This window comes from Enterobacter sp. R4-368 (assembly GCF_000410515.1).
In the GTDB taxonomy this organism is placed as follows: domain Bacteria; phylum Pseudomonadota; class Gammaproteobacteria; order Enterobacterales; family Enterobacteriaceae; genus Kosakonia.
This window is the reverse complement of sequence record NC_021500.1, coordinates 1,558,077-1,570,332: the sequence shown is the minus strand read 5'-3', so window position 1 is coordinate 1,570,332 and position 12,256 is coordinate 1,558,077. Positions and strand designations below refer to the sequence as shown.

The window sequence follows — 12,256 nt, the reverse complement described above, 5'->3', positions numbered from 1 at the left end:
TGGTGACGCAAACGTGTGCGTCAGCGTAAAATAGCCAAATTAGCCTTGTAATCACACCTGGAGTAATGAAGATGCAAAAGCAAGCTGAGTTGTATCGCGGCAAAGCGAAGACCGTGTACAGTACGGAAAACCCGGACCTGTTGGTGCTCGAATTCCGTAACGATACGTCAGCAGGGGATGGCGCGCGCATTGAACAGTTCGATCGTAAGGGCATGGTGAACAACAAGTTCAACCATTTCATTATGACCAAGCTGCAAGAAGCGGGTATCCCGACCCAGATGGAAGCGCTGCTTTCAGATACCGAATGTCTGGTGAAAAAACTGGATATGGTGCCGGTAGAGTGCGTGATTCGTAACCGTGCGGCAGGCTCGCTGGTGAAACGTCTGGGCATTGAAGAGGGCATTGAGCTGAATCCGCCGCTGTTTGATATGTTCCTCAAAAACGATGCGATGCACGATCCGATGGTGAACGAATCCTACTGCGAAACCTTCGGCTGGGTGAATAAAGAAAATCTGGCGCGCATGAAAGAGCTGACCTACAAAGCCAACGACGTGCTGAGCAAACTGTTTGATGATGCTGGTTTGATCCTCGTTGATTTCAAACTGGAATTTGGCCTGTTTAAAGGCGAAGTGGTACTCGGCGACGAGTTCTCCCCGGACGGCAGCCGCCTGTGGGACAAAGAGACGCTGGATAAAATGGACAAAGACCGTTTCCGTCAGAGCCTTGGCGGCCTGATTGAAGCCTATGAAGCCGTGGCGCACCGTCTTGGCGTGAAACTGGACTGATTTTCACCCCGTCTGACCTCCGGAGGGTGCCTGCATCCTCCGGATTTCCTCACTTTTTTCCTGTGCTAATCCTTCCCTCTGCGCCTACGATCATATATACACTGAGTCCATCATTGGGATAGTGAGGTAGTTATGCGCTGGCAAGGCCGTCGAGAGAGTGACAACGTAGAAGACCGACGTAATGAGTCAGGTGGGCCGTCGATGCGCGGGCCGGGGTTTCGTTTACCGGGTGGCAAGGGTGGGATAATCCTGCTGTTTGTGGTGATCGTCGCGAGCTATTACGGTGTTGATCTCACCAGTTTACTGACCGGGCAACCGGTTAGCCCACCCACGCAACAACAGCGCGCCGCGAACCCGCACGAGGATGAGTCTGCGCATTTTACCCGCGTCATTTTCGCCACTACCGAAGAGACCTGGGGCCAGCTGTTTGAAAAAATGGGGCGACATTATCAGCAGCCGACGCTGGTGATGTACCGTGGCAGCACCCATACCGGTTGCGGTACCGGGCAATCCATTATGGGGCCGTTTTACTGCCCGGCAGACAGCAAAATTTATATCGATCTCTCTTTTTACGATGAGATGAAAAACAAGCTCGGCGCGGGCGGTGATTTCGCTCAGGGCTACGTGATTGCCCATGAAGTCGGTCATCACGTGCAAAAACTACTTGGAACGGAAGCTAAAGTGCGCGGCCTGCAACAAAACGCCACGCAACAGCAGGCAAATGCCTTGTCGGTACGCATGGAGTTGCAGGCAGATTGCTATGCTGGTGTCTGGGGGCACAGCATGGAGCAGCAGGGCGTGCTGGAACCGGGCGATGTCGAAGAGGCGTTAAACGCCGCGCAAGCCATTGGTGATGACCGCTTACAGCAGCGCAGCCAGGGTGTCGCATTCCCGGATAGCTTTACGCATGGCACCTCGACACAGCGTTACACCTGGTTCAAACGCGGAATGGACAGCGGCGATCCGGCGCAGTGCAATACATTCAGCGGACAGCTGTAATCACCTCGTGATGCAACAACTGATTGAACTGAGCGCCCGCATGGCGCAGGAAGGGATCCGTCGCTTGCTGGTCATTGCCGGTGCGCCTGTGTGGAGTGAAGCGCAGGCGAGCACACTGCGCGACTCCCTTCCCGGCGACTGGCTGTGGGTGGGTGAAAACAGCGGCTGGCCACAACACATTCAACCCCGTGCATTAACCACCCTGCTCGGACGGGAATTCCGTCATGCGGTGTTTGATGCGCGTGAAGGATTTGATGTCGCCGCTTTCGCCGCGCTTGGCGGGACGCTCACGGCCGGTAGCTGGCTGGTGTTACTCACACCGCCGTTCACGCTGTGGCCGCAGCAGCCGGATGCAGACAGCCTGCGCTGGAGCGACACCGCCGAGCCGATCCCAACCCCGGTTTTTGTTGATCGCTTTTGCCGTACGCTCCGTAACGATCCACAAACCGTGGTGTGGCAGCAAACATCCCCTTTTTCTCTTCCGGACTTTTCTCCCCGGGCTGAATGGCACGCGGCAACCGGTGCACCCGAGCGCGAGCAGGCGCAGATCCTCGCGCAACTTCAGCACATGCCGCCAGGTGTCGCGGTGGTAACGGCACCGCGCGGGCGAGGAAAATCAGCGCTGGCGGGGATGCATATTGCCCGCATATCTGAGCCTGTCACGGTTACCGCACCTGCGCGCGCCGCCACCGATGTGCTGGCGCACTACGCCGGGGAGCGGTTCAACTTTATCGCCCCGGATGCGTTACTCCAGCAAATAACGGCGCAGGGAGCGCAGCCCGGCTGGCTGGTGGTGGATGAGGCCGCCGCCATGCCTGGCCCGCTGCTGCATGCACTGGTTTCTGCTTTCCCCCGTGTATTGCTCACCACCACTGTTCAGGGTTATGAAGGCACCGGGCAGGGTTTTTTGCTGAAGTTCTGCGCCGGGTTTCCGCAGTTACGCCATTACACGCTCTCCACGCCGCTGCGCTGGGCGCCGGGCTGCCCGCTGGAGCAGGTGATTAGCGCCCTGTTGCTGTTTGACGATGAACCTGTCGCGGAACCGCCGACAGGTGACATCACCATGCAACCACTACCGGCGCAGGCCTGGCGAGAGGCGCCGGCGATCCCGGCGGCGATTTATCGTCTGCTGGCGAGCGCCCATTACCGCACGTCACCGCTCGATCTGCGACGCATGATGGATGCGCCAGGGCAGCATTTCTGGCAGGCGTGCCGGGCAAAAACGACCGTTGCCGCGCTCTGGCTGGTGGAAGAGGGTGGGTTAAGTGCCGGGCTTAGCCAGGCTGTATGGGCGGGTTTTCGTCGCCCGCGTGGTAACCTGGTCGCGCAATCGCTGGCCGCGCACGGCGGTAGCCCGCTGGCGGCAACCCTGCGCGGGCGGCGCATCAGCCGCATTGCTGTGCATCCTTTTTGCCAGCGGACAGGGATTGGCAGTGCGCTCATCGCCCATGCGCGGGCGCAAACAACGGCGTGTGATTACCTCTCTGTCAGTTTTGGCTATACGCCAGAGTTATGGCGCTTCTGGCAGCGCTGCGGTTTTTCACTGGTGCGCCTTGGCAGCCATCGCGAAGCGAGCAGCGGCTGTTTTACCGCCATGGCGATACTCCCGCTGACGGCGGCTGGCGAAGCCTTGCGGGTGCGGGAACAGACCCGACTGGCGCGCGATCTGCCCTGGCTTGCCAACTGGCGCGAGGAAACCTTATCTCTGCCTGTTGTTCAGTCGACTACGCTTAGTGAAGAGGACTGGCTGGAGCTGGCCGGTTTTGCTTTTGCACATCGACCATTTTCGGCGGCTTTTGGCGCGTTATGTCGTCTGCTGGCGCAAACGCATTTGCCTTTGTCGGCATTGCGAGGGCGGGTAAGCGATGGCGAAAGCGAACAGGCGTTATGTCAGCGTTTATCGCTGAGCGGGCGTAAAGCGCTGCTGTTATCTCAGCGCCAGGAGTGTGAACAGGCGCTCTTTAACCTGGATGCTGATCGCGCGCTCAATCTGAAAACACAGGTGCAGAAACTGCAATTTTTTTAACTAACTCATTCAGTTAAATGGCATGGTCATTATGGCTCCCGGGCGTAAACTGCACTCAATGATTTAAGGAGACAACCATGAAACATGACCATTTCGTTGTACAAAGTCCGCCATCCCCGGCAAAACAATTACTGCTGTTGTTTCATGGCGTTGGCGATAACCCGGTCTCCATGGGACAAATCGGCAGCTGGTTTGCACCGCACTTTCCCGATGCGCTGATCGTCAGTATTGGCGGTGTGGAAGCCTGCGGTGCACCACCCGCCCGCCAGTGGTTTTCCGTGGCAGGCGTGACGGAAGAAAATCGTCAGCAACGTATCGACGCTGTAATGCCGCAATTTATTGACGTCGTGCGCTACTGGCAGCAGCAAAGCGGTGTAAACGCATTAGCCACGGCGCTGATTGGCTTTTCGCAGGGGGCGATTATGGCGCTGGAAGGGCTGAAGGCGCAGCCGGATCTGGCCTCGCGTGTCATTGCTTTCAACGGGCGTTATGCCACGCTGCCGCAGGCGGTTTCTACGGCGCAGACCATTCACCTGATTCACGGCGGTGAAGACCGGGTTATCGATCTGGCCTGGGCGGTGAAGGCCCAGGAAGCGGTGCAAACGTTAGGCGGCGATATCACGCTGGATATTGTCGATGATTTGGGCCATGCCATTGATGATCGCAGTATTGAGCTGGCGCTCAAACATTTGCGCTACACCGTGCCGAAGCACTATTTCGATGAAGCGTTAAGCGGTGGCAAGCCGAATGACGACAATATTGTCGAATTTTTATGAGTAAAAAATTCACCCCCGAAAGGGGGTGAATAATGTGAGGCTTACTTTTTCGGCTGATCCTGTTTCGGCCAGTCGTCGTCATCGTCCCACTTGTCGTTGAAATCACGATGCGGCGGCAGATCCGGCTTGTTAGCGAGGAATTTTTTGTGATCGACCCGGCTCAGGTCTTTGATCACATTAATCAGTACGCCAAGTAAAAACACCAGCACCAGAATCCACCAATATTTTGCCAGCCAGTCCATGTCATCCTCCAGGCCATCAGGCGATGAGTTGTTCCATAATGCGTTGATACATACGGGCAAGCAGTTGCAAATCCGCCGCGTTCACACATTCGTTGATCTTGTGAATGGTGGCGTTCACCGGCCCGAGCTCAACCACTTGCGCGCCCATACGCGCGATAAAACGGCCATCTGACGTGCCGCCGGTGGTTAACAACTGCGGTTTGATCTCATTATAGTGCTCAATAGCATTGACCACCGCATCCACCAGCTTGCCGCGCCCTGTCAGGAAAGGCTGCCCGGAAACCCACCACTCCACGCTGTAACGCAACTGATGTTTATCCAGCAGCGCCTGCACATGAGCTTTGATCATTTCGTCGGTCAGCTCGGTACTAAAGCGGAAGTTGAACTGCACAAACAGATCGCCAGGGATAACGTTGTTGCTACCGGTTCCGGCTTTGATATTGGCAATCTGCATGCTGGTCGGCGGGAAGTATTCGTTGCCGTGATCCCACTGGATCGCCACTAGCTCATTGAGCATTGGCGCGGCGCGGTGCACCGGGTTATCCGCCAGGTGCGGATAGGCAACGTGACCCTGAACACCGTGAATCGTCAGATTGCAGGTCATTGAACCACGGCGACCGTTTTTTACCACATCGCCCACCACTTCCGTACTGGAAGGCTCGCCGACCAGGCAGTAATCCAGCCGTTCGTTACGTGCCATCAGTGCGTCGACCACTTTGACGGTGCCGTTGGTGGCGCTGGCCTCTTCGTCAGAGGTGATGAGAAACGCCAGACGGCCTTTATGCTGCGGATGCTGCGCGACAAAACGCTCGGCGGCGACGACCATCGCTGCCAGCGAACCTTTCATGTCTGCCGCGCCGCGGCCAAACAGCATGCCGTCACGGATGGTCGGTTCAAAAGGCGGATTGATCCAGCGGTCCGCATCGCCAGCCGGTACCACATCCGTATGGCCAGCGAAGGCCAGCGTTTCGCCTTGCCCGCGCCATGCCCAGAAGTTTTGCGTGTCGCCAAAATCCATCGGCTCAATGGTAAAACCGATAGCGCGCAGACGTTCAATCATCAGCGCCTGGCATCCTGCGTCATTGGGGCTCAGAGAAGGGCGACGAATAAGCTGCTGTGTCAGCTCAATAACCGGGCACGACATAAACTACACCTCGTTGATAAACTTCTCATAACTGGATTCATTGAAACCCAGCAGCATAGGCTTACCCGGCGCGCAGAGCAATGGGCGTTTGATAATTGCAGGCATTTCAAGCATCAACGCGATGGCGGCATCATCACTGGTGATGGTGGCGCGCTGGGCTTCATCCAGCTTACGCCAGGTGGTGCCACGGGTGTTTAACAGCGCTTCCCAGCCGAGTTCATCAACAAATGTACGCAGTAAATCTGCATGAATACCGTCTGCGCGGTAATCGTGGAAACGGTATTCCACCCGCTGCGCTTCGAGCCAGCGGCGCGCTTTTTTGATGGTGTCGCAGTTTTTGATACCGTACATGGTGATCATGGTGAATCCTTTTGTCTCATTTTTGGTTATTTGTACAAGAAATTAGAATAACGGATTTTAATTTGCCTGTGATTAGTCTGATAAGCAAATTTCAGCGGATATAACCACTCTGTTCCAGTTTGAATAAACTTTCAGGTGTTGCGCATACCATGCCAGTGGTTAAAAAACGGAAACCATATTGTTGATAAAATCCGGTCTTTTCCGGTACGGAATAAATAAAGGTTTTACCGAACGGTAATAATGTTCTGACAATGTCAGACATTAGCTGTTTTCCATAACCGCGGCCCTGCATTTCTGGCGCGACCACAATATCTGCAACATAGCTGGCCCATGTCAGATCGCTGATAGCACGCGCCGTGGCGACCAGTTCCCCGTTATGGTAGCCGAACCAGCAGAAGATGCTGTTGCGCCACGCTTGCTCGACTTGTAGCGGGTCGCGCTGATTAAGGCCGCCTGCGGCAATAAGCGCCGTTAACGCCAGCCAGTCCACCTTTTCAATTGCTGATTTATCGAACAATGTGATCGTCATTTCATTTGGCCCTAAAGTTTTTATGGAATATTGCCGTTATTCACAGTAAATGACATGACATCGGCTCATAGTTATCGCAAGCATTAAAAGTACCCCGCTAATAGCGATTGAAGCAATTGATTAACGTCTCTTCAATGTTGTTACGGGTTTGAGTAGAATTGCCAAAATAATAAGAGAGGTAGTTATGATTGAACATGAACTGGGGAACTGGAAAGACTTTATCGAAGGCATGCTTCGTAAATAATTTCCTGATCAACGATTAAGCAGTGACGGCTTAATAAATAACAATGTGCACCGACACATGAAAAAGGCGACCAGCAGGTCGCCTTTTTGTTATGCAGAAATTACTGCGCGCGCGCTTTCAGCGGGAAACGGCGGCGCACCAGCACGAAGAACAGCGGCACGAAGAAAATCGCCAGCACGGTGGCGGAAATCATCCCGCCCATCACACCGGTACCCACCGCATGCTGGCTGCCGGAGCCCGCGCCGGTGCTGGTTGCCATTGGCAGCACACCGAAAACGAACGCCAGCGAGGTCATCAGGATCGGCCGCAAACGCTGACGGCAGGCATGCAGCGTGGAGACCAGCAGATCTTCGCCTTTCGCATTCATGTCGTTGGCAAATTCGACGATGAGTATCGCGTTTTTCGCCGACAGGCCTATGACCGTCAGCAGCCCGACCTGGAAGTAGACATCGTTTTCCAGCCCGCGCATCCAGGTTGCCAGCAACGCGCCAATCACGCCAAGCGGCACCACCAGCATCACCGAGAACGGCACAGACCAGCTCTCATACAGCGCCGCGAGGCACAGGAACACGACTAACAGGGAAACTGCATATAACGCTGGTGCCTGCGCGCCGGAGAGACGCTCCTGGTAAGACATCGCGGTCCATTCGAGGCCAAAACCGGTAGGCAACTGGCTAACCAGTTTCTCCATCACATCCATCGCCGTACCGGTGCTGACGCCGGGTGCGGATTCGCCGACAATCTCGACTGCGGCATAACCGTTGTAGCGCTCCAGGCGTGGCGAGCCGGTTTCCCAGCGCGAAGTGGCAAACGCGGAGAACGGCACCATTCCACCGCTGCTATTTCGCACATACCACAGGTTGATATCGTCCGGCAGCATGCGGTATTTCGCCGCAGCCTGTACGTAGACCTTTTTCACGCGGCCGCGATCCATAAAGTCATTCACGTAGCTGGAGCCCCAGGCGGTTTTCAGCGTGTTGTTAATATCATCAATCGACACGCCGAGCGCCTGCGCTTTGCGCTGATCGATATCGATTTGCAGCTGTGCGCTGTCATCAAGACCGTTGTGGCGAACGCGGGTCAGCGCCGGATCTTTCGCCGCCATCTCAATCAGACGATCGCGGGCAGCCATCAGCGCGTCGTGGCCTGCACCAGCGTGATCCTGCAACTCCATATCAAAACCGGCCGAACTCCCCATACCACTGATAGCGGGCGGGCTGCTGGCGAAAACGCGGGCTTCACTAATACGGCTAAACGCTTTGGTGGCACGTTCGATAATGGCAAACGCGCTACCGCTGTTCGGGTCGCGGGCTTCCCAGTCTTTCAGGCGGATAAACAAACGCGCCACGTTCTGCCCGTTACCACCGGGGCCGGAGCCGACGGTGGCAAACACCGATTCAACATTCGCTTTCTCGTGGGTGAAGAAATAGTCTTCGACTTTCTGCACCACTTTCAGCGTCTGTTGTTGCGTTGCTCCACTCGGCAACTGCACTGAGGTGGTAAACATCCCCCGGTCTTCCAGCGGCAGAAACGACGTTGGCAGACGCAGGAACAGCAGTACCATGCCGCCAATCAGCAACATATAGAGCAAAATCCAGCGCAGGCTGCGGTGCAGGATTTTACCGACGGCGGTTTCATAACGATCGGCATTACGGTTGAAAATGCGGTTAAAGGCGCCGAAAAAGCCTTTCTGCCCGTGCAGTTCCCCTTTATGCAGCGGCTTGAGCAGCGTGGCGCATAACGCCGGTGTGAGGATCATCGCCACCAGCACAGAAAGCACCATCGCCGAAACAATGGTGATGGAAAACTGGCGATAAATCGCGCCGGTGGTGCCGCCAAAGAACGCCATCGGTACAAATACCGCCGACAGCACCATCGCAATCCCCACCAGCGCGCCCTGGATTTGCCCCATCGATTTGCGTGTCGCTTCCCTGGGCGACAGCCCTTCTTCGGTCATGATGCGTTCGACGTTTTCCACCACTACAATCGCATCATCCACCAGCAGACCGATGGCAAGCACCATGGCGAACATGGTCAGGGTGTTAATGCTGTAGCCGAATGCGTAGAGCACGGCGAATGTGCCAAGTAGCACGACCGGCACGGCGATAGTGGGGATCAGCGTGGCGCGGAAATTTTGCAGGAACAGGTACATCACCAGAAACACCAGCGCGATAGCTTCGAGCAGGGTTTTCACTACATCGATAATCGAGGCTTTAACAAACGAGGTGGTTTCGTAAGCGACTTTATATTCCAGACCGTGCGGGAAAAAGGGGGCCAGTTCGTTTAAGCGGTTAATCACCCGCTCTGCCGTTGCCATTTCGTTAGCGCCGGAGGCCAGCTTCACCCCCAGCCCGGAAGCGGGGTTGCCGTTAAAACGGCTCAGGTAGTCATATTTCTCTGCGCCCAGTTCCACCGTCGCCACGTCACCAAGACGCACTTCCGAGCCGTCCTGATTCACGCGCAGCGTAATATTGCGAAACTGTTCCGGCGTTTGTAAAAGCGACTGCGCGTTGATAGTGGCGTTTAACGCCTGGCGATCAACAGAAGGCGTTCCGCCAAGTTGCCCGACGGCAATTTGCGCGTTCTGCGACGAAATGGCGCTGGTGACGTCCGAGGCGGTGAGCTGGTAACTGTTGAGCTTCGCAGGATCGAGCCAGATACGCATTGAATATTGCGAACCGTAGGCGTCAATATCGCCAACGCCGTTTACGCGGCTAATCGGATCCTGAATATTACTCGCCACATAGTCAGAGATATCTTGCTTATCCATCGACCCGTCGGTGGAAACAAACGCGATGGTTAAGATGTTGGTATCACCGGTTTTACGCACCGTGACGCCCTGGTTTTGCACGGCTTGCGGAAGTTTACGCATCGCCGATTGCAGCTGGTTTTGTACCTGCTGTACGGCTTCATCAGGATCGGTACCGGCGCTGAAATTGAGGGTGACCGTCGCCTGCCCGGTGGCGCTGCTTTGCGAGGACATATACATTAAATTATCGAGGCCGGTCATATTCTGCTCGATAACCTGAGTAACGGTATTTTCCAGGGTTTGCGCCGATGCACCAGGGTAGTTAGCGGTAATGCGGACGTTAGGCGGGGCTAAATCGGGATATTGTTCGACGGGTAAAGAAATAATGGCAAGTGTCCCCGTAAGACAGATCAGGATCGCCAGCACCCACGCGAAAATGGGGCGATCAATAAAAAAATTCGCCATCAGAAATAAAACCTCATATTGCTGCGCATCGTTATAGTGACATTGCTTGCATCAATGTAGCGGCAATGCAGAAACCAATCGTGGAGAAAAAAAGGAGAAAATGTAAATTATCATGCCCGATTAAGGCATAACTATGCATAACGGAACTTAAGCGAAATTTCCTCCTGTACAAAATCAATTTACTTTAAATTCTTTACACTTATTGACGCTCTGCGCTGGCCGGTAACGGAAAACGAAACTGCACTTGCGTGCCACTTCCCGGCGGTGAGACGATTTCCAGCACACCGCCAAGGCGCTCAGCGCGCTCGCGCATGATCGTCAACCCGTAATGCCCGGCGGGCTCCTGCGTACTGTTCATACCGATGCCGTTATCACGAATGTAGACCGAGTGCAGCCCGTCAGGATCGGTCACACAACTGACGGTGATTTCGCTGGCCTGCGCGTGTTTAATCGCGTTGATGACCGCTTCGCGCACAATTTGTAAGACGTTCATTTGCTGTTGCGCATCCAATGCCTGGGTGGGTAAACGACAATCCAGATTCAGCTTCGCGCTGGTCTGGCTTTGCAAGACATCCAGCGCTTCACGCAGCGCGGCGGGTAGCGAGCTTTGCTGTAAAGAGAGGCGGAACGTGGTGAGCAGCTCACGTAACTGCTGCCAGGCGTTGTTCAGACCGCGCGAAAAGTCGTCGATAATCAGATGTGCCGGGGCGTTATCGTCCGGCACCGAGCGTTTAAGCAGCGCCAGTTGGATACGCAAATAGGAGAGCATCTGCGCCAGTGAATCGTGCAGCTCGCGGGCGATGGTGGCGCGTTCTTCCATCAGCATTAATTGCTGGTAATGTTTCTGCGCCTGGTTGATATAGAGCCCGCGTCCAAGAATGGTGGCGATATTGCACATCAGCGGCGCAGAGAGCGGCTGCTGGTAGCTTTGCCAGCGCAGCTCGCCCAGTACGTTCTCCTGCATATTTACCGGCAAGCTGTTCACCGGCAGTGCGGGGTTAAGCTCCCCTTGCTGGATCCGCCAGTTGTCATCGACAACCAGTTCCAGGAAGCAGGCGGCCTGATGATCGTAGACGATCTGCAACACGTGGTGCAGGCAGAGGGCGTCTATCTGGCTGGTATTGAGCGCCTGTGAGCACTGGTACATTACCTCCAGGCGGCTGTTAGCTTCATGCAGATCGCGGGTTTTTTCCGCCACCGACGTTTCCAGCGAGCGGTAGAGTTTAAACAGTTGTCCGGACATACTGTCGAACGTTGAAGCCAGTAAACCCAGTTCGTTATCCAGTTTGTTATCGAGGGGCAGCAAGGAAAATTGGCCCTGCTGGATACGCTGGCAGGTGGCGACCAGGTTATTAAGCGGTTTGACGACCCTCTGGCGAATACGGCGCAGCGTAAAAAACACCAGCGTGAAAATCCCTGCTGCGCCCAGCAGCGAAATAGCGACCACCAGCATCATCTTGCGTTCGGCATAGTGCTGGAGCGCCAGCACGAACAAATCAATTTGCCCGACATAAGCCTGGATATTTTGCTCGTACCACTGCTGGTCGCCCTGAATCAGATGTTTTTCCATCTGGCGCCAGTTTTCGTGCAATTGCCCATAACGTTGCTGCACTTTCTGCGGAACGTACCAGTGGTTCAGGGTTTGTAATACGGGAGAGTTCAGCGTCTGCTGGTAAATCTGGCGGTGGGGTTGTAGCTCGGCGGTCTGTTTTTGCAGTTCGTAACCAAGACGGTAACTCTGCATACGCAGTGATCCGGCAATATTAATGGCTTGCGCGTCATCAAGGCTGCTTGCAAGCGTGACGAGCGCCACCCCGGTGGAGAGCAGCGACAGTAAAACAAGAGAGAAAAAGGCTCTGGCCAGGCTTCCTGAAACAGGTTTTTTGACTATCACTGCAGCGCTTCCCAATCCTGATGTTACGTACAGGAAACATCGG

Annotated in this window: 11 protein-coding genes; 5 read left to right on the top strand and 6 right to left on the bottom strand. The window is 55.2% G+C overall.

What is annotated here, in order from left to right; genetic code table 11:
• Positions 1-71: 71 nt before the first annotated feature.
• The 4 genes from purC (at position 72) to ypfH (ending at position 4,586) form a co-directional block, all read left to right on the top strand.
• The gene (gene purC / locus H650_RS07340) at positions 72-785 is read left to right on the top strand and encodes a phosphoribosylaminoimidazolesuccinocarboxamide synthase (protein ID WP_017458944.1); all 714 of its coding nucleotides are present in this window, start codon (positions 72-74) and stop codon (positions 783-785) included.
• Between the two features lie 132 nt (positions 786-917).
• A complete protein-coding gene (gene ypfJ, locus H650_RS07335; RefSeq protein WP_044489442.1) occupies positions 918-1,784 on the top strand; it encodes a KPN_02809 family neutral zinc metallopeptidase in 867 nt (288 codons plus the stop codon).
• 10 nt (positions 1,785-1,794) lie between these two features.
• On the top strand, positions 1,795-3,810 hold the full coding sequence (locus H650_RS07330) for a tRNA(Met) cytidine acetyltransferase TmcA (RefSeq protein WP_020454674.1): 2,016 nt from the start codon (positions 1,795-1,797) through the stop codon (positions 3,808-3,810).
• Between the two features lie 77 nt (positions 3,811-3,887).
• On the top strand, positions 3,888-4,586 hold the full coding sequence (gene ypfH / locus H650_RS07325) for an esterase (RefSeq protein ID WP_020454673.1): 699 nt from the start codon (positions 3,888-3,890) through the stop codon (positions 4,584-4,586).
• A 41-nt stretch (positions 4,587-4,627) separates the two neighbouring features.
• On the opposite strand, the gene H650_RS07320 is transcribed toward ypfH, so the two are convergent.
• The 4 genes from H650_RS07320 to H650_RS07305 form a co-directional block, all read right to left on the bottom strand.
• The gene (locus tag H650_RS07320; RefSeq protein ID WP_017458940.1) at positions 4,628-4,828 is read right to left on the bottom strand and encodes a YpfN family protein; all 201 of its coding nucleotides are present in this window, start codon (positions 4,826-4,828) and stop codon (positions 4,628-4,630) included.
• 16 nt (positions 4,829-4,844) lie between these two features.
• Entirely contained in the window at positions 4,845-5,972 is a 1,128-nt protein-coding gene (gene dapE, locus H650_RS07315) for a succinyl-diaminopimelate desuccinylase (protein WP_017458939.1), read from the bottom strand.
• Positions 5,973-5,975: 3 nt separating this feature from the next.
• Complete coding sequence (locus H650_RS07310; RefSeq protein WP_020454672.1) at positions 5,976-6,332, bottom strand: ArsC family reductase; 357 nt, start codon at positions 6,330-6,332, stop codon at positions 5,976-5,978.
• 91 nt (positions 6,333-6,423) lie between these two features.
• On the bottom strand, positions 6,424-6,861 hold the full coding sequence (locus H650_RS07305; protein ID WP_020454671.1) for a GNAT family N-acetyltransferase: 438 nt from the start codon (positions 6,859-6,861) through the stop codon (positions 6,424-6,426).
• 184 nt (positions 6,862-7,045) lie between these two features.
• Between H650_RS07305 and ypfM the strand changes: the two genes are divergently transcribed.
• Positions 7,046-7,105, top strand: coding sequence for a protein YpfM (gene ypfM, locus H650_RS25190; RefSeq protein ID WP_100181659.1), 60 nt, complete (start codon positions 7,046-7,048; stop codon positions 7,103-7,105).
• A gap of 100 nt (positions 7,106-7,205) precedes the next feature.
• Here the strand turns inward: ypfM and acrD are convergent, their stop codons facing one another.
• Both acrD and narQ read right to left on the bottom strand, forming a co-directional pair.
• Positions 7,206-10,319, bottom strand: coding sequence for a multidrug efflux RND transporter permease AcrD (acrD, locus tag H650_RS07300; protein ID WP_020454670.1), 3,114 nt, complete (start codon positions 10,317-10,319; stop codon positions 7,206-7,208).
• 199 nt (positions 10,320-10,518) lie between these two features.
• Positions 10,519-12,213 (bottom strand): nitrate/nitrite two-component system sensor histidine kinase NarQ, encoded by a 1,695-nt coding sequence (gene narQ / locus H650_RS07295; RefSeq protein ID WP_020454669.1) that lies wholly within the window; start codon positions 12,211-12,213, stop codon positions 10,519-10,521.
• Positions 12,214-12,256: the final 43 nt, after the last annotated feature.